This is a genomic window from Streptosporangium jomthongense, from assembly GCF_042650425.1.
GTDB lineage: Bacteria > Actinomycetota > Actinomycetes > Streptosporangiales > Streptosporangiaceae > Streptosporangium.
Map to the genome: position 1 here is coordinate 299845 of NZ_JBHSBC010000032.1, position 18418 is coordinate 318262.

12 protein-coding genes are annotated in these 18418 nt (G+C 70.6%); 6 read left to right on the top strand and 6 right to left on the bottom strand.

Going from position 1 to position 18418, the window contains the following annotated elements; all coding sequences use genetic code 11:
• The first annotated feature begins 140 nt into the window (after positions 1-140).
• The 5 genes from ACFOYY_RS26970 (at position 141) to ACFOYY_RS26990 (ending at position 7995) form a co-directional block, all read left to right on the top strand.
• Positions 141-3425 (top strand): chitinase C-terminal domain-containing protein, encoded by a 3285-nt coding sequence (locus ACFOYY_RS26970; RefSeq protein WP_386193154.1) that lies wholly within the window; start codon positions 141-143, stop codon positions 3423-3425.
• 377 nt (positions 3426-3802) lie between these two features.
• Positions 3803-4336, top strand: coding sequence for an LmbU family transcriptional regulator (locus ACFOYY_RS26975; RefSeq protein WP_352009746.1), 534 nt, complete (start codon positions 3803-3805; stop codon positions 4334-4336).
• Between the two features lie 138 nt (positions 4337-4474).
• The gene (locus ACFOYY_RS26980) at positions 4475-5500 is read left to right on the top strand and encodes a TauD/TfdA family dioxygenase (RefSeq protein ID WP_386193159.1); all 1026 of its coding nucleotides are present in this window, start codon (positions 4475-4477) and stop codon (positions 5498-5500) included.
• Complete coding sequence (locus tag ACFOYY_RS26985; protein WP_386193161.1) at positions 5497-7218, top strand: non-ribosomal peptide synthetase; 1722 nt, start codon at positions 5497-5499, stop codon at positions 7216-7218. Before ACFOYY_RS26980 ends, ACFOYY_RS26985 begins: the two co-directional genes overlap by 4 nt.
• A 21-nt stretch (positions 7219-7239) precedes the next feature.
• Positions 7240-7995: a thioesterase II family protein gene (locus tag ACFOYY_RS26990; RefSeq protein ID WP_386193163.1), complete on the top strand. Its 756-nt coding sequence runs from the start codon at positions 7240-7242 to the stop codon at positions 7993-7995.
• Positions 7996-7999: 4 nt separating this feature from the next.
• Here the strand turns inward: ACFOYY_RS26990 and ACFOYY_RS26995 are convergent, their stop codons facing one another.
• The 6 genes from ACFOYY_RS26995 to ACFOYY_RS27020 are packed head-to-tail and all read right to left on the bottom strand — an operon-like array spanning position 8000 to position 16238.
• Positions 8000-9088, bottom strand: coding sequence for an alpha-hydroxy acid oxidase (locus ACFOYY_RS26995; RefSeq protein ID WP_386193166.1), 1089 nt, complete (start codon positions 9086-9088; stop codon positions 8000-8002).
• Complete coding sequence (gene hppD / locus ACFOYY_RS27000; protein WP_352009751.1) at positions 9085-10155, bottom strand: 4-hydroxyphenylpyruvate dioxygenase; 1071 nt, start codon at positions 10153-10155, stop codon at positions 9085-9087. Before hppD ends, ACFOYY_RS26995 begins: the two co-directional genes overlap by 4 nt.
• An 11-nt stretch (positions 10156-10166) precedes the next feature.
• Complete coding sequence (locus tag ACFOYY_RS27005) at positions 10167-11468, bottom strand: aminotransferase-like domain-containing protein (RefSeq protein WP_386193170.1); 1302 nt, start codon at positions 11466-11468, stop codon at positions 10167-10169.
• Entirely contained in the window at positions 11458-11667 is a 210-nt protein-coding gene (locus ACFOYY_RS27010; protein ID WP_352009753.1) for an MbtH family protein, read from the bottom strand. Before ACFOYY_RS27010 ends, ACFOYY_RS27005 begins: the two co-directional genes overlap by 11 nt.
• A gap of 45 nt (positions 11668-11712) precedes the next feature.
• On the bottom strand, positions 11713-12903 hold the full coding sequence (locus ACFOYY_RS27015) for an MDR family MFS transporter (protein ID WP_386193174.1): 1191 nt from the start codon (positions 12901-12903) through the stop codon (positions 11713-11715).
• Positions 12900-16238 carry an amino acid adenylation domain-containing protein gene (locus ACFOYY_RS27020; protein ID WP_386193177.1) on the bottom strand — a complete coding sequence of 1113 codons (3339 nt, stop codon included), beginning with the start codon at positions 16236-16238 and terminating at the stop codon, positions 12900-12902. Before ACFOYY_RS27020 ends, ACFOYY_RS27015 begins: the two co-directional genes overlap by 4 nt.
• Positions 16239-16525: 287 nt before the next feature.
• Here ACFOYY_RS27020 and ACFOYY_RS27025 point away from each other — a divergent pair, with 287 nt between their 5' ends.
• Positions 16526-18415, top strand: coding sequence for a B12-binding domain-containing radical SAM protein (locus ACFOYY_RS27025; protein ID WP_386193180.1), 1890 nt, complete (start codon positions 16526-16528; stop codon positions 18413-18415).
• Positions 18416-18418 lie beyond the last annotated feature (3 nt).

Below are 18418 nucleotides of genomic sequence, written 5' to 3' on the forward strand. Positions count from 1 at the left end.
CCCTGACGAGCGGATTCACCCGCCCGCCGGGAAGGTCACACGCGCGCGAACTATCTCGGGGGACACCTTTTTAGCTGCTTCGCCAGAGAGGAAGCACGATGTCCCGTCTCCGTTCATGGAGAGCAGTCGCCGTTGCGGTCATGTACGCGGCCGCAACGGCGGGAATGGCCGCGGTCGGTGCGCCCGCCGCGCACGCCGCGGCATCGCTGACCGCCAAGTTCTCCGCCTCCGACCGCGGTACCTGGTGGCAAGGAACGTACGAGGTGAAGAACGCCGGCGACTCGGCGGCGACCACCTGGACCCTCGAATTCGACCTCAACTCCGGCCAGTCCATCGGCAACTGGTGGAACGGCACGCCGACCATCAGCGGCAGCCACGTGACCGTCAAGCCCGGCAGCGGCAACGCCAACGTTCCCGCGGGCGGAAGCACGGGCGGCAACAGCTTCGGCTTCGTCGGCATGGGGCCGACCACCCCGCCGGCCAACTGCAAGATCAACGGCAACCCGTGTGAGGGCGGCCCGCCGCCGGACACCCCGCCGACCGCGCCGGGCAAGCCCGTCGCGACGCCGACGACCAACAGCGTCGCCCTGACCTGGGCCGCCTCGACCGACGACAAGGGCGTCGCGGGCTACGACGTCTACCAGGGCACCTCCAAGGTCACCTCGGTGGCGACCACCTCCGCGACGGTGAACGGCCTCACGCCCGACACCGAGTACACCTTCTCCGTCAAGGCGAAGGACACCGCGGGCCAGGAGTCGGCCTCCTCCCCCTCGACCACCGTCCGCACCCTCAAGGACGACACCCCCGACACCGAGGCGCCGACCACCCCCGGCACGCCGACCGTGAGCGGCAGGACGACCACCAGCATCACCCTGCAGTGGGGTGCCTCGACCGACAACAGGGGCGTCACCGCCTACGAGGTCTACAACGGTGACTCGTCGGCTTCCACTGTGACGGGGACGCCGCCGAACACGACCACCACGATCAACGGGCTGAGCGCCGACACCGAGTACACCTTCAAGGTCCGCGCCAAGGACGGAGCGGGCAACCAGTCCGGCTTCTCCGGGACCGTCACCGCCCGCACCGACAAGCCGGACACCGAGGCGCCGACCACCCCCGGCACGCCGACCGTGACCGGCAAGACGAACACCAGCATCACCCTGCAGTGGGGCGCCTCGACCGACAACAAGGGCGTCGTCTCCTACGAGGTCTACAACGGCAACTCCTCCGCGACCGTCGTGACCGGGACCCCGCCGGGTACGACCGCGACCGTCAGCGGCCTGACCGAGGACACCGAGTACACCTTCAAGGTCCGGGCGAAGGACGCCGTCGGCAACCAGTCCGACTTCTCCGGAACGGTCACCGGCCGCACCGACAAGCTGCCCACCGACCAGTCGGCCTGCCGTCCCGACGGCCTCTACCAGTCTCCCGGCGTGACCGGCGTGCCGTACTGCACGGTCTACGACAACAACGGGCGCGAGAAGATGGGCGCCGACCACCCGCGCCGCGTGGTGGGCTACTTCACCAGCTGGCGCACCGGCAAGGACGGTTCCCCGTCCTACCTCGCCAAGGACATCCCCTGGGACAAGATCACCCACATCAACTACGCCTTCGCCCACATCGACGGGCAGGGCAAGGTCTCCGTGGGCTCCCCCAGCGCGAACAACCCCTCCATCGGCATGGAGTGGCCGGGCGTCGCCGGGGCCGAGATGGACCCGGCCTACTCCTACAAGGGCCACTTCAACCAGCTCAACAAGTTCAAGAAGCAGCACCCCAACGTCAAGACGATCCTGTCGATCGGCGGCTGGGCCGAGACCGGTGGCTACATCGACGACAACGGCGTCCGGCAGGCCTCCGGCGGCTTCTACACGATGGCCAGCTCGCAGTCGAGCATCAACACCTTCGCCGACTCGGCCGTGAAGTTCATGAAGGACTACGGCTTCGACGGTGTGGACATCGACTACGAGTACGCGACCTCCGCCCCCAACGCCGGTAACCCCGACGACTTCAGCTTCTCCAACCCGCGCCGGGCGACGCTGATGGCGGGCTACGTCAACCTGATGAAGACCCTGCGGCAGAAGCTGGACGCCGCCGCCGCGGCCGACGGCAAGTACTACCTGCTCACCGCGGCGACCACCGCCTCCGGCTGGATCCTGCGCGGCAGCGAGACCTACCAGGTCACCCCGTACCTCGACTACGCCAACATGATGACCTACGACCTGCACGGGGCGTGGAACCACTTCGTCGGCCCGCTGCAGGCCCTCTACGACGACGGCAGCGACGCCGAGATGAAGTACTGGAACGTCTACGGCACCTACAGCGGCATCGGCTACATGAACGGCGACTGGGCCTTCCACCACCTGCGAGGCGCGATGCAGGCGGGTCGGATCAACCTGGGCGTCGGCTACTACAGCCGGGGATGGCAGCGCGTCACCGGAGGCACGGACGGCCTCTGGGGCACCTCCGACCTGCCGGACCAGAACAACTGCCCCGAGGGCACCGGCGGCAAGATCGGTTCCAAGGTGCCGTGTGGTGACGGCGCCATCGGCATCGACAACCTCTGGCACGACCTGGACAAGGCGGGCAAGGAAGTCCCGGCCGGCGTCAACCCGGTCTGGCACTTCAAGAACCTGCAGGAGGGCAAGCAGGGCAGCTACATCACCCAGTACGGCCTCACCCCGGACACCGACCCGACCGACCGCATCTCGGGCACCTACGTCCGCAAGTACTCCTCCTCCATGGTCGCCCCCTGGCTGTGGAACAACGACAAGAAGGTCTACCTGTCCACCGAGGACGACCAGTCCATCCAGGCCAAGGCCGACTACGTGGCCGACAAGGGCATGGGCGGCATCATGATCTGGGAGCTGGCCGGCGACTACAAGTACTACCCCGAGCGCGACGGCGGCAAGGGCGAGTACTTCATCGGCGACACCCTCACCACCAAGATCTACAACACCTTCAAGACGGCCGCGCCGTACGGGAACCTGAAGGCCGGCACCAGGACGATGCCGACCGAGACCCTCAACGTCCAGGCCGAGCTGTACGGCTTCGCGGTCGGCGACGCCAACTACCCGATCTCCCCCAAGTTCAAGTTCACCAACAACTCGACGACCACGATCCCCGGCGGCGCCACGATCGAGTTCGACTACGGCACCTCCGCCCCGGCGACCATGACCCAGCAGACGGGCTGGACGCTCTCGGTGGTCTCGACCGGGCACACCGGGCCGAACGTCGGCGGCCTCAAGGGCGACTTCCATCGGATACGGCTGACCGTTCCGACCTGGGAGAGCATCGCCCCGGGGCAGTCGAAGGAGGTCCAGCTCAGATACGACCTGCCCATCGCGACGCCGTCCAACTTCGTCGTGACCTTCGGCGGGAAGTCCTACCGGATGGCCGCCGACAACCCGCGGTCATCTCTCCGGTGATCTCCCGGTGATCCGGGAACCGCACCTTCGCTGACACGTTCCGCCCGGCCACACGGCCGGGCGGAATGTTTTTCCGCCCTTATCCAGCATTATCCAGATTGCTTACCTGTTGGGTCGGCAGCCAATAAGACCGTCCCACAACCCACATTGCATGCGCACTCAAAAACACGGTTCACGGTGATATTGACCGAGCTTTACAACATGAGTGGCAATCTGGTATTAGTTAAAATATTGTTCCGCCTGTTCATATCAGGGAGGACGTGTTGGCTGGGCGCCCAGGTGCAACGAAAGGCGCGACCCGGATCCAACCGAAAAGGAATTCCATCGGAGAAAAGAATCATCACAGGGGTTCCGACGACGCCTACGGAGGCGTCCAGGTGACCCCCGTCGGTCTTCGCATCCCAGCGGAGTTGCCCTACGAACTCTGGGAGAAGGCCGGTTTCCGGATTTCCGCGGTCGCCAACTCTTCCACATGGTGTCTCGGCGACTGGCTCGCCTACGGCCGGTCCCGCTACACCGACAGATACCGAAAAGCCATCGAGGCCATCGGCCTCGACTACCAGACACTTCGCAACTACGCCTGGGTCTCCAGGAGGGTCGACCTCTCCCGCAGACGCGACGGGCTGAGCTTCCAGCACCACGCGGAGGTGGCGTCACTGCCTCCCGAGGAGCAGGACCACTGGCTCGACCAGGCGCAGCGGAACGGATGGACACGTAACCGGTTGAGGCGGAACCTCGCCGCCCTCCGCCAGGAGAAACCAGAGGCCGAAGGAAAGCGGGTCTCACTCGAACTCAGGCTGGGCGCCGACCGCATCGCCCGTTACCAGGAGGTCGCGGGCCAGTCGCAGACCAGCCTCGAATCCTGGATCGTCGAACAACTCGACACCGCGGCCGCCGCGTTTCTCGGCTGAACGGACCATCCGGGCGGACGACGCCGTCCGTAAATCTCAACAGGGGGCGAACGGCCTTCCCCTCTCGTTTTCCGGCCCGGCGCTCCCGTCATGTCCACGGTCTCTCCAGGCCCGACCGAGCGCGAAAGGACATCGGAAATGAGATCAACGCCGGAAGGAACGACCGGCGAACTCGACTGGGAGGTCTCCGAGGGGAAACCGGTGTCCGCGTGGCTCACCGGCCCCGACGACATCGCCGGGACCTGTGACCGGCTGAGCGCCCTCCTGCCCGAGTTGCGCGCGGCCCTGGCCGAACACGGTGCCGTCCACCTCCGGGGCCTGCCGCTGAAGGGCGTCGAGGACTTCGCGAGGGTGCGGGACGTGCTCATCCCCAGGCACACGCCGTACCGGGAGAAGGCGACGCCGCGCAGCGACCTCGGCAGCGGGGTCTTCTCCTCGACCGACCTTCCCCCCTCGCAGCCGATCATGATGCACAACGAGAACAGCTACACCCTGACCTTCCCCGGGCTGCTGCTGTTCGCCTGCCTGACCGCGCCGGAGGAGGGCGGGGCCACGCCGGTCGCCGACTGCAGGAAGGTTCTGCGGAACGTCCCCGCGCCCCTGGCCGAGAAGGTCCGGGCCTCCGGCTGGCTGCTGAGACGCGGCTACTCCGAGCACATCTCGACCGACTGGCGCACCGCCTTCTCCGCACAGGACAGGGGCGACGTCGAGCGCTACTGCGCCGACAACCTCATCGGCCACCGGTGGCAGGACGACGGGAACCTGCGCACCAGCCAGCTGCGCCCCGGCGTCATCAGGCACCCGCGCAGCGGGGAGGAGGTCTGGTTCAACCACCTGGCCTTCTGGAACGAGTGGTCCCTGGACGAGGAGCTCAGGGAGGTCCTCGTGGCGGAGTTCGGGCGGGACGGCCTGCCGTTCAACACCGCCTTCGGCGACGGCGAACCCCTGACGCGGGACGACCTGGAGGACCTGCGGGCCGCCTACGAGGCGGCGACCTTACGCGAACGGTGGCGCCCCGGTGACCTGCTCATCGTCGACAACGTCCTGACGGCGCACGGCAGGGACCCCTTCCGCGGCGACCGCAGGATCGTGGTGGCGATGGGCGAGCCCGTCGACCTCCTCGACTGCGCGCCGACCGTCCAGCCCGCGGCCGGTCAGCTGTGAGCGGGCAGGAGCGGGACCTGCTGAGCCGTTTCTCCGCCACGGTCCGGCACGCGCCCGACCGGCCCGCGGTGCGCCACGGGGAGACCGTGCTCGACTTCGCCGAACTCGACGCCCGTACGGCCCGGCTCGCGGCGGCGCTGCGCGACCTGGGCGCCGGGCCGGGCCACCGGGTCGGGGTGAGCCTGCCCAGGGGCGCCGACCTGGTCGTGGCGCTGCTGGCGGTGTGGCGGGCGGGCGCGGCCTACGTCCCGCTCGATCCCGTCTACCCCGCCGACCGGCTCGCGTTCATGGCCGAGGACGCGGAGACGCGGATTCTGCTCCACACCGGTGAACGTCCCTCGTGGGCGGGTGGAGCGCGTTGCCTCACCCCGGATGCGACCTCGGGCAACGACGGGGCCTTGGACCTTCCGTCCGCCTCGGCCCCGGCGTACGTCATCCACACCTCGGGCTCGACCGGCAGGCCGAAGGGGGTCGAGGTGTCCCGGAGCTCCGTGGCCTCCATGGTCACCGCGCTCGAACGCTTCGGCGCCTACGCCGACCGTCCCCGGGTGGTCGCTTGGAACGCCAGCGTCTCCTTCGACGCCTCCGTGCAGCAGTGGGTCAGGGTGTGCCGGGGAGACACCCTGGTCGTGCTCGGCGAGCAGGACCGCACCGACCCGGCCCGGCTGCGCGCCCTGCTCGACGAGCACGCGGTGACCGACCTCGACCTGACCCCCTCACACTGGGAGACCCTGCGCGAGGAACTGCTCACCCCCCGCCCCGACGGACGTGTGCTGCGGCTGTTCCTCGGCGGCGAGGCCGTACCCGAACGGACCTGGCGGGAGATCGCAGGCTCGGAGCACGTGGAGGGGCTGAACCTGTACGGCCCAACGGAGTGCACGGTCAACGTCACCACCGCCTGGATCACCGGCGCCGGGCCGCACATCGGACGGCCGCTGTCCGGCTGCCACGTCCACGTGCTCGACGACGCCCTGCGCCCGGTGCCGCCCGGCGTGACCGGGGAGCTGTACGTCGCGGGCCCCCGCCTTGCCCTCGGTTACGTCGGCAGGCCCGCCCTCACCGCGGAGCGGTTCGTCGCCGACCCGTTCTCCGCGCCCGGCGCCCGGATGTACCGCACCGGCGACCTGGCCTCCCGCGCAGAGGACGGCACGCTGCGGTTCGCAGGGCGGGCCGACGGCCAGGTGAAGGTCCGCGGCTTCCGGATCGAGCCCGGCGAGATCGAGCACGCCCTCGGTGCCCACCCTGACGTGGCACGCGCCGTCGTCACGCTCCGCGGCGACCGGCTGGTGGCCCACGTGGTGCCCGTGGAAGGCCGCGAACCCTCCCCGGAACGGCTGCGGGAACACCTGGCCGCCGGGCTGCCGGAGTTCATGGTGCCCTCCGCCTTCGCCCTCGTCGAACGCCTCCCGCTCACCCCGAACGGCAAGCTCGACGTGGCCGCCCTCCCCGAGCCCGTATGGGCCGCGGAACCCGGGGAAGCGCCGCGGGGCGAGTTCGAGGAGCTGATCGCGGGCGTGTGGGCGGAGGTCCTCGGCCGGGACGGGATCGGCCCCGACGATGACTTCTTCGCCCTCGGCGGCCACTCGCTGATGGCCATCCGGGTGGTCGCGCGGCTACGCAGGAACCTCGGCGTCGTCGTGCCGACCCGGCAGGTGTACCGGCATCCGCGCCTGCGCGACCTGGCCGGCTACGTCGAGTCGCTGCACCGCAACGGCTGAGGACCACGAGAGAGGAAAAGCGTGGACACCATCGTGGTGCGCCCCCGGCACCGGCCCGAGGCGACGCGGGCACTCGTCTGCCTGGGTTTCTGCGGCGGCGGCGCGGGCCCCTACCTGGGGTGGGCCGACGTCGTGCCGCAGGATGTGTCCCTGGCCGCGATCTGCTACCCCGGCAGGGAGGGCCGTTTCGCCGAGGCGTTCGCCACCGACTGGGACGAACTGGCCGAGGACGCGACCGCCGCCGTGCTCGCCGCCGCCGACCGGCCGTACGTCCTGTTCGGGCACAGCATGGGCGGCTGGATGGCCTTCGACGTCGCCTCCCGGCTCGAACGGCACGGCGGCAGGCCCCCCGAGGCGCTCGTCATCTCCTCGACGAACGCGCCGAGCGGCGGCCTGCGCCCCAGGGACATGTTCCCCGCCCAGGAGGAGACCGACGAGCAGTTGCTGCACTGGATGAGCGTCAACGGCCTGCTGCCCGCGCACGTGCTCGACGACCCTGACCTGAGCGAGATGGCGGTCGAGCTGATGCGCGCCGACATCAAGGTCCGCGACTCCTTCCGTCACCGGGCCGGGACACGCGCCCGGGTTCCCCTGCAGGTGCTCACCGGCGCCGCCGACGACGTCATCGAGCCCGAGGCGACCGAAAGGTGGCGGGAGCTGGCCGAGAGCGCCTTCCGGCACGACAGGCTGCCCGGTGGCCACTTCTACACCCCGGACGTCTGGGCGAGGCTGCCCGCGTTCATGGCACCGTTCGCCGGGGATCCGCCCGGGGTGTGAGCGGTCAGAGCAGGACGGTGCCCAGGGTCCGGGCGGCGGAGAGGTCGGCGCAGCCCGTCAGCAGCATGGCCTCACGCAGCTCGGCGCGCAGCAGGTCGAGCACCAGCCCGGCCCCCGCCTCGCCGTCCATCGCCAGCCCCCACAGCAGGGGACGGCCGAGCAGCACGCCGGCCGCGCCGTACGCCAGCGCGCGCAGCACGTCGGTGCCGCTCCTGACCCCGCTGTCGAACAGCACCTCGCACCGCCCGGCGACCGCCTCGACGACCCCCGGCAGCGCCACGATGGACGGTACGGCCCCGGCCAGCTGACGACCGCCGTGGTTGGAGACGACCACGGCGCTCACCCCGGCCTCCACGGCCCGTACGGCGTCGCCCGGGTCGAGGACTCCCTTGAGCACGACGGGCAGGCCGGTGTGCCCGCGCAGCCAGGCCAGGTCGTCCCAGCCGAGCGTGTTCTCGAACATGATCCCGGTGTGGGAGGCGACGGCCGACTCGTGCGGCATGGGGACGTGCGCGGCCGACCCCGTCCCCTCGGGGAGGTTGGCGGCGACGACCGAGGCGGGCAGCGTGAACCCGTTGCGCATGTCGCGCGGTCGCCGCGCGGGCACCGGCACGTCCACGGTCAGCACCAGCGCCGTGCAGCCCGCCCGTTCCGCCCTGGCCAGCAGGTCGAGCACGAGCCCCCGGTCACGCAGCCAGTAGAGCTGGAACCACAGTGTCCCGGCGACCGCCGCGATCTCCTCGATCGGGACGCTGCTCAGCGTGGCGGCCGTGAACGGGACGCCCGCCTTCCCGGCGGCGCGGGCCATGGCGAGCTCGCCGTCAGGATGGCACAGCCGCTGGTAGGCCATGGGGGCGACGGCGACCGGCATCGCCGCCGTGCCGTGCAGCAGCCGTCCCGCCGTGTCGGCCCCGTCCGCCGAGGTCAGCACCCTGGGCACCAGGCGCACCCGGTCGAGGCAGGCGCGGTTGGCCGCCTGGGCGGACTCGTCGCCGCCTCCCCCGGCGACGAAGTCCCGGATGTCCGGCGGCAGGAGATCTCCGGCGAGCCGTTCGACGTCCGCGACGCACACCGCCGCGTCCGCGGCGTTCACCGGGCCTGCCTGTTGCGCTGGATCTCCACCGCGGTGTAGAGGGCGTTGATGTTGCCGCTGCCGAAGGTACGCGCCCCGGCCCGTTCGATCACCTCGAAGAAGAGGGTGCCGCGCGGGTGGACGCTCCTGGAGAAGATCTGCAGCAGCTGGCCGTCCTGGTCCTGGTCGACGAGGATGCTCAGCGCGCGCAGCTCGCCGAGGGAGTGCCTGGCCAGCCGCAGCCGCTCCGGCACCAGGTCGTAGTAGGCGCCGGGGGTGCCCAGGAACTCGATGCCGTTCTCCCGCAGCGTGCCCACCGCCCTGACGATGTCGCCGGTGGTGAAGGCGACGTGCTGGATGCCCGCCCCACCGTGGTCCTTGACGAACTGGTCGATCTGGCCGGGGTCGCGTGACACGTCGGGTTCGATCAGGGTGAGCGTCACCGCGCCGGAACGGCTCTGCACCACCTTCGAGTCCATGGCCTGGCGTCCGACGACGATGCGCTGGGTGAACACCATCTCGAAGTCGAGGGCCGTCTCGTAGAACTCAACCGTGGGGTCGAGCTGCCCGGCCTCCAGGCAGACGGCGAAGTGGTCGACCGTGCCGAGCCCGGCGTGTCCCGCCGGGTGCCGTTCCCCGGTGGCCGGGAACAGTCCGGGCAGGACACGCGGGTCGGTCGTGGGCGGGCGCTGGACGAAGGTGTGCAGGACGTCCGCGAAGCCGACGATCGAGGCGGTGACCACCCCGTCCCGTACGGCCGGTGGTGTCACGGGCCGGGCGCCGCGCCGTACGGCCTCGGTGTAGGCCGCCTCGGCGTCGCAGGTGCGCAGGGCGATGTCGGAGACCCCGTCGCCGTGCCGTTCCACGTAGGCGGCGGCCGGGTGGTCGGCGTCGCCCGCCTGGGTCAGCACCAGCCTGATGTCCTGGCAGCCGAGGGCGACGGTGAGGGCGCCCCCGGTCTCGGGGGGTTCCTCGGATCGGGCGTAGACGGTGAAGCCGTAGCGGTCGACGAAGAGTCTGGTCGTCTCCGCCAGATCGGCGACGGAGAATCCGACGTGGTCGACGGACAGCTCCTCGAAAACTGTCATCTCTTGCCTCCCTATGGGGCCTCACAACGCCGGGCGACGAAGCGCGCCAGCCGGTCGAGGCCGATGGTGATCTCGCCGGGCGTCAGATGGCTGAACGACAGCCGGATCTGCGGTCGTGGCAGGCCGTCGCCGTAGAAGTGGTGCATGGGCGTCCACAGGACGCGGTGCTCGCGGGCCGAGTGTTCGAGCAGTTCGTCGTCGGCGGGGAACGGGACGTCGAGGACGACGAAGAAGCCGCCCTCCGGGGTGTTCCAGCTGACGCGGCTCTCCGATGGGAAGCGTTCGCGCAGCCCGTCGAGCATGTGCCGGAGGTTGCCCTGGTAGACCCGGGTCTCCCTGGCGTTCGCCGCGCGCAGGCTGCACCCGTTGGCGAGCAGTTTGCCGCCGATGACGGCCTGGGCGATGGGTGAGGTGTTGACCGTCAGCATGCTCTTGATCTTCGCCAGCTGGTCGGCGAGCAGCCCGTTCCCGGCGCGCTGGTCGGCCACGACGTAGCCGACCCTGGCACCGGGGATGCCGGTCTTGGCGAACGAACCGAGGTAGACCACCCGCCCGCCGGGGTCGAGGGCCTTGAGCGTCGGCGCCCGCTCCTCCTCGCCGTGGAAGAGGCCGTACGGATTGTCCTCAAGGATCAGCAGGTCGAGCTCCCCTGCCAGGGCGAGCAGGCGCTCACGGGTGGCGCGGCCGAGGCTGACGCCGGAGGGGTTGGCGAAGTCGGCGACCACGTACAGCGCGCGCGGCCGCATCCCGTCGGCCCTGGCCCGATGGACGACCGCGACGAGGTCGTCCAGGTCGATCCCCTCCGGGGAGCCGGCGACGGGCAGCAACGGCATGTCGGCCAGCGCCGCGGCGCCCGCCACCCCGACGTAGCACGGGAAGACGCTCAGCAGGGCGTCCCGCCCGTCGCGGCGCAGCGCCCGCACCGTGAGGTAGAGGGCCTCCTGGCAGCCAACCGTGACGACGATCGACTCGGGGTCGACGTCGATGCCCTCGTCCAGCAGGAGGTTCCTGGCCACGAGGTCGTGGATGACGCCCTTGGTGCGGCCGTACTGGAGCATGGTGCGCCTGACCAGGACCTCGTCCCCCAGCCGTTCCATCAGGTGGTCACGGTAGACGCGCAGGTAGCGGTGGACCTCCTCGATGTCGAAGAAGCCCTCGTAGGGCCGTCCCGCGGCGAAGGAGACCGCGTCGGGGAAGCGGCTGGAGACCTCGTTGAGGAAGTTCATCGACTCGATGACGGGAGAGCCGAGCGAGCCGTGCAGGCCGAGGAGATCCAGGACGACCGTGTCGGCGAGGCCGGTGTCACGCGTCATGGGAGCCCGCCAGACCGCGGGGCCGCATGTCGGTCCAGTGCTCCTCCACGTAGGCGACGCAGTCGTCCCGGCGCGCGTCGTCGAGCCGCACCAGCCACCCGCCGGGTACGGCGGTGCCCGCGGGCCACAGTGAGTACTGGCCCTCGTCGTTGACCAGGACCTTGAACAGCCCCGTCTCCTCGTCGAACGGTCCGGGCATCTCAGCCTCCGCTTTCTCTCCCCGCCCCTCGCGGAGAGTCCGTCGTCATGTGGCCGTACCGGTGGGTCGCGCGGCGAGCATGAACCCCGCGCCGAGCACGGCGACCACCCCGCACAGCGCCCAGTGGCCGGCGGCGGTGTGCCCGTACAGGAAGCCGCCCGCGGCGGGGCCCGCCGTCTGGGCGACGGTCACCGCGACGCCCTCCGCGCCCTGGTAGCGCCCCCTGAGGTGGCCGGGCGCCAGCAGGCCCGGATAGGCCGTGGCCACCGGCGTGTAGACCATCTCGCCGAGCGTCCACAGCGCCACGGTCGCCACGAGCGCGGCCCGCTCGTCCGCGACCCCGGTCAGCGCGACCCCGGCGCCCAGCAGGACCACCCCGGCCGCGATCACGTACCGGGGCTGGCGGCGCTCGGTGAACCGGACGAGCGGCAGCTCGAACAGCACGATCAGCAGCGCGTTCACCCCGAGCAGCAGGCCGTAGAACTCTGTGCCGAGCCCCTGGTTCCTGACGTGCAGCGGGAGTGTCGCGATCGTCTGCGTGTAGACGTAGGTGGCGGCGGTCATCGACAGCAGGTACAGCACCATCGCCCGGTCGCGGAACACGGTCCGGTAGCCGCCGCGTGCCCCGGCGCCCTCGTGCTCGGGCGGGGCGGGCCTGGTCTCCGGCAGCAGCGTCAGCACCAGCAGCCCGAACAACAGGCACGTCACCGCGTTGCCGACGAACAGGTAGGTGTAGGACAGCACGCTGAGCAGGCCGCCGACCACGCCGCCGACGGCCATCCCGAGGTTCATGGCCAGGCGCAGCAGGGAGACCGCGGCGATCAGGTCGCGGGCGGGCACGGTGTCGACGAGGATCGCGCCCGCCGCCGGGCGGTAGAGCTGCGCGAGGAATCCGACGGCCAGCGACAGCGCGACGATGACGCCGATGGTGTCGGCCAGCGGGACGAGCAGGGTGAAGACCGCGGTGCCGAACATCGAGGCGACGATCGTCCACCGTCTGCCGATCAGGTCCGCGATGCTTCCGCCGACCGCGTTGCCGAGGAAGCCGCCGAAGCCGACCGCGCCGAGCGCGAGCCCGGCCAGGAAGGCGGAGTACCCCCGGTGGGTGAGGTACAGGACCAGGAAGACGTTGAGGAAGGCGCCGAACTTGTTGACGAACATGCCCGCGCAGATGACCCAGGCCTCCCTGGGCAGGCCCATGATCCGCCGGGTGAGCGAGGTGGTGGTCGCGGTCATCGCGCGGAGCCACCGAGCGCGCGGAGCCCGTCCGTGCTTCCGTCCGTGCTTCCGTCCGTGCCTCCTTCGGTGTTCCCGTCCGTGCCCGCGTCTGTGTTCCCGCGTTGAGGGCCGCTCCGGTGGTCCGGGTCGGCGACGGCCTGGCGCAGCCTTGTGACGAACCCCTCGACCAGCCGCAGCGCGCTCTCCCGGTCGAACAGGTCGGTGGCGAACTCCGCGTAGCCGTCGAGCGCGCCGGGCGTGCCGTCCGCCTCCCGCCGGGCGATCAGGTCGAAGGTCAGGTCGAACCTGGCCGCCCCGGTCCTGGCCAGCGTCCACTCACCGCGCTCCGGCGTTCCGGGGGCCTGCGGATTCGTTCCGGGGGTCTCCGGCGTTTCGGGGGGCTCCGGAGTTCCGGGGGGCTCCGGCGTGAGGTCGAGGGCGAGGTCCGGGGCGTCGAGCAGGCCGAGCGTGACCTGGAAGACCGGGTGGCGGGACAGCCCGCGTGCCGGGTTGACCCGTTCGACCACCAGCTCGAAGGGGACGTCCTGGTTGGCCGAGGCGGGCAGCCAGCCGTCGCGCACCCGGCCGAGCAGCTCACGGAAGGTCGGGTCGCCCGAGGTGTCGGTCCGCAGCGCGACCATGTTGACGAAGAAGCCGACCAGCTCGTCGAGCGCCTCGGCCGTACGGCCCGCGGTCGGGCTGCCCACCACGATGTCGTGCCCGCAGCCCAGGTCGGTGAGCAGGTCCGCCAGCGCGGCGTGCAGCGTCATGAACAGCGTGGCCCGGCAGGAGCGCGCGAGGTCCTCAAGCCCCCGGCGCAGCTCGGCGGGGACGGTGAAGGCGACGGCGTCCCCCCGGTTGCCCGAGATCGGCGGCCGGGGCCGGTCCGGCGGCGGCGAGACCTCGTCGGGCAGGCCCGCGAGCCGCCGTTCCCAGTAGCGGAGCTGGGACGACAGCCTGCTGCCCGGGTCTCCGGCGTCGCCGAGCAGCTCACGGTGCCAGGCGGCGTAGTCGGCGTACTGCAGCGGCAGCGGGACGAACTCCGGGACCGTACCCGCCAGCCTGGCCCGGTAGGCCAGGGACAGGTCGCGGCAGAGCGACGTCAGCGACCAGCCGTCGGCCGCGATGTGGTGCAGCACCAGCAGCAGTGTCGTCCCCCGCCCCTGGGACGGGCGCAGCAGCGCGCCGCGCAGCGGCAGGTCCTCGGTGATGTCGAACGGCCTGCGGACCTCGGCCGCGAGCAGCTCCTCCATCTCCGCCTCGGCGCAGACGGTGACCGTCAGCTCGGGGTCGCGCTCCCCGGGGTCCAGGACGCGCTGCCAGGGCCCCTCGTCGTCGTCATAGTCGTCGGGGAAGACCGTGCGCAGGCTCTCGTGCCTGGTGACGACGTCGGCCATGGCCAGGCGCAGCGCGTCGGCGTCCACCTCGTACGGCAGGCGGAAGACCAGCGGGATGTGGTAGCCGGGGTCGCCCTCCTCCTGGAGCTGGTCGACGAACCACAGCCTGCGCTGGGCGTGGGACAGCGCGATCCGCTCCGGGCGCGGCTTAGGAACGGGCGGAAGGCAGAGACCCGCGGCGCGGGCTGGTGAGGTGAGGAGGCGTACGGCCAGCTCGGCGACCGTCGGCGCCTCGAAGACCTCCCCCGCCTCGACCCGGAGGCCGAGGGCGGCCTCGGCCCTGGCCGCCAGCCGGGTCGCCGCCAGCGAGTGGCCGCCCAGGTCGAAGAAGCCGTCGTTCACCCCGACCCGTTCGACGCCGAGCACGTCGGCGAACAGGTGGCACAGCACCTTCTCCGTCTCCGACGCGGGCTCCGCGCCACCCGCCGCGCGCGCCGGGGCGGGCAGCGCCCGTATGTCGAGCTTGCCGTTGTTGTTCAGCGGCAGCTCCCCGAGCACGACCAGCGCCGAGGGCACCATGTACGGCGGCAGCCGTTCGCGCAGGTGGTCCAGCAGGACGTCCGCCCAGGCGTCCCCGGTCTCCCCGGCGTCTCCGGCGTACCCTGCGGGGACGACGTAGGCGGTCAGGGTCGTGTCGCCGTGCCGGTCGGCGGTGGCGACGACGGCGGCCCGGGCCACGTCCTCCCTGCGGGAGAGCTGGTTCTCGATCTCGCCGAGCTCGATCCTGAAGCCACGGACCTTGACCTGGCCGTCGTGCCTGCCGACGAACTCCAGCAGGCCGTCGGGGCGGCGCCGTACGATGTCGCCGGTCCGGTACATCCGGGCGCCGTCACCCGCGAAGGGGTCGGCGACGAACTTCTGGGCGGTGAGGCCCGGTCTCGCCCAGTAACCCCGGGCGACGCCCCGTCCGCCGAGGCACAGCTCACCCTCGGCGCCGTCGGGGACCGGGCGCAGGTGCTCGTCGAGGACGTGGACGGTGACGTCCCGCATGGGCGAGCCGATCGGCACCGGGCTCGGCACGGGTTCCTCGACCGGGTGGTAGGTGGCGAAGACCGTGGCCTCGGTCGGGCCGTAGACGTTGACGACGGAGCCCGGCCCCGAGGCACGCAGGGTGCGCTCGACCGCCACCGGGGAGGCGGCCTCGCCGCCCATCCACACCTGGCAGCCGCCGGCGAAGGCGTCCGGGTGTTGCTCGGTGAGCACGTTGAAGAAGGAAGTGGTCATGAAGGTGCAGGTGACGGCCTCCTCCGCGATCGTCCGCGCCAGCGCGCGGGCCTCGACGGGGCCGGGCGGGGCGAGCACGACCGTGCCGCCGCGCAGCAGGGGGACCCACATCTGGAACACCGAGGCGTCGAACTCAAGCGGGGAGTGCAGCAGGACCCGTCCCTCAAGGCCGGTCCAGCAGGGGTCGGCGGCGAAGGCGACCAGGTCGCGGTGGCAGATCGCCACGCCCTTCGGCGTCCCCGTCGAACCCGAGGTGTAGACGACGTAGGCGAGCTGCCCGGGGACGACCTGTTTCCGAGCCGTTCGCGGGCCGGGTCCCGACAGGTCGAGATCCTCACCGACGACGGCCACCCGGGTGCCCGGCTCGCAGAAGCCCCGGACGAAGGCCGCGCGCTCCGCCGAGTCGGTGATCACGACGCGGATGCCGCACTCGGTGAGGATCAACCGCAGCCGGGCGGCCGGTGAGCGGGTGTCGAGCGGGACGTAGGCGGCGCCCGACTTCACCGTCCCGACGATCGCCGCGACCACGTCGGGGCCGCGTTCCATGAGGATGCCGATCCGCTGCTCGGAACGAATATCACAGCGTTCCAGAAAATCAACGAAAATGTCGGAGATCTCATCCAATCTGCGGTATGAGAGAACGGTCCCACCCTGCTTGACAGCGGGCCTGTCGCTGTTCTCCTGGACTTGTTCGGCGAAAGCGCCGACTATGGTGCGCGACTCGCCAGACACCGGAGAATCCCCCTTCTCTCACACGCCCGCCATTGAAACACGATGCCGCGCGTTCATGTCAACGCGCCGCCGGGGCGGGTCCGCGCGCCGCCACGATGTCCCGCCGGCGGGACATCGGCCCTCACCGGAGGCACTCGCTTGACGTCCACCGGCCATCTGGTTCAATCGGTCGAAAGTAACGTGGCAGATAACTCATACAAAAGCTATGCAGGATCACACGGGGAGTGATTTATCCATCCCTCGGCGTACGCATACCGGCCGCGAACACAAAGGGAAAAGGAACTGCATTGCTGAATGACATTCACGTTCACCGATTCCCCGGGGGAACCGTTTCCTCCGGGTTCGAGGAACTTCTTTCCGCGCGCAGAAAGCGCCTCTCCGAGGACCTCGCGCTCGGGCGTCTTCCGCACCGGAACTTCCCGGTGCTGGCCGTGCTCGCGCCCGTCATGACGCAGGCGGAGGGCGAGATCACCTACCCCGGCGACCCGATGTGCCTGTACGCGGCCCTCTCGGTCGCGGTGCGCAACGCCGTACGGGACGCCGGGCACTACAACGACCTGGCTCCGGGGTGGACCCGGTTTCCCGACCTCTCCTACCGCATGTCGGTCGGCGAGGACGGCTACCGGCCGTACACCGACTCGCCGAACACCGACGAGACCGTCTTCGACCCGCGCGTCTGGGACCGGGCGGCACGGGAACGCTGGATCGGCCTGCTGCGCGAGACCCGGCCGAGGATCGTGCTGATCAGCAGCGTCTCACCGGCCCACCGCTACGCCCTGGACATCGCGGGGCTGGCCAAGGCCGAGATACCCGGTGTCTATGTGATCCTGGGCGGGCGGCACGTCGACGAGACGACCACCTGCGTCCCCGGCGCCGACACGCTCATGATCGCGCCGAGCAGCACGCTCGCGGTCATGGACGACGGCAGGGTGCCGCACGTGGTCGACGCGACCGTCTCCGGCGAGGCCTACCACTCACTCGACCTGCTGATGCGCGCCGTCGCGCTCTCCGTCGACCTGGACACCGGGTGGGTCGCCCCTTCGGCCGTCCGCCCCCGCCTTGAGGACCTGCTGCGACGGGACGGCCCTGCCCCGGGGCGCTCCCTGATCACGCTGACCGGCCAGGACGCCGTGCACGCCTACCCCCAGGAAGGGCCCAGGCTCGACCTGACCACACTGCCCTCGCCGTACGAGGCGTTCGCGATCCGGTCCCGGTTCCCGATCTTCACCGACGGCGCGACCGGCGAGATCCAGCGGACCGCGCACGTGATGGTGTCCAACGCCTGCCCCTACCAGTGCAACTTCTGCTCGGAGACGGCCAAACTCGCGGGCGGCCTGAAGAAGTTCAGCCAGACACACGCCGGAGTCGAACGCGTGTGCGAATATGTGGGCTACGGCGCCGAGGCCCTGTTCTTCGACGACTCGGTCTTCTGGAGCGGCACCTTCCGGGACATCGCCGAGTTCTGCGCCGAGCTCGGCGGCGTCCGCCGCGCCGCCGCCGGGGAGCTGGACGAGGGCCTGCTGCGCTCGCTCGGCGGCGAGGACGGCCTGGCCCGCCTGCGCCGCCTGCAGTGGGGCGCGCAGCTGACCGTGGACGTGCTGGTCGGCCTGCACAGGCCCGAGGAGAGCGCGACGATCCTCGACCTGATGCGCGAGGCGGGATGCACCTACGTCTACATCGGCATCGAGAGCATGTCCACGCAGGTGATGGACCGCATCCACAAGAACCTCCGCCGCGTCGAGGGACGCGACTGGGCGCAGAAGGTGCGCGAGGCGACGTCACTGGTGAAGTCACACGGCCTGCGGGTCGGCACGTCCGTCCTGTTCGGCCTCGACGGGGAGACCCGCGCCAGCATCGACGAGACGATCACGGGGGTGAGCGAGCTGATCGACGAAAGGATCATCGACCTCGCCAGCCCGAACATCCTGACCTACCACCCGGCCACCCCGATCACCCGCATCCACGGCATGACCGACAAGCTCGACTACCACTCCCCGTGGGTCGACAACCGCAAGCCGTACATCTACTTCGAGGAGGCCTTTCCCGGCGTCGTGTCCGTCACACTGACGGAGGACGACCTCTGGTACATCCACAACGAGACGGAAAGACGCTGGGGCGCCATCCGTAACGACAGCGCGCCGGTGCCGCTCGAACAGGACCCCCGACAGGCTAGGTGACAC

Bases quoted from the DNA above. Each gene is read 5' to 3' on its own strand.
- hppD (WP_352009751.1), bottom strand. From the start codon at position 10,155: ATGACAGTTTTCGAGGAGCTGTCCGTCGACCACGTCGGATTCTCCGTC.
- ACFOYY_RS27015 (WP_386193174.1), bottom strand. From the start codon at position 12,903: ATGACCGCGACCACCACCTCGCTCACCCGGCGGATCATGGGCCTGCCC.
- ACFOYY_RS26970 (WP_386193154.1), top strand. From the start codon at position 141: ATGTACGCGGCCGCAACGGCGGGAATGGCCGCGGTCGGTGCGCCCGCC.
- ACFOYY_RS27010 (WP_352009753.1), bottom strand. From the start codon at position 11,667: ATGCCCGGACCGTTCGACGAGGAGACGGGGCTGTTCAAGGTCCTGGTC.
- ACFOYY_RS26980 (WP_386193159.1), top strand. From the start codon at position 4,475: ATGAGATCAACGCCGGAAGGAACGACCGGCGAACTCGACTGGGAGGTC.
- ACFOYY_RS27005 (WP_386193170.1), bottom strand. From the start codon at position 11,468: ATGACGCGTGACACCGGCCTCGCCGACACGGTCGTCCTGGATCTCCTC.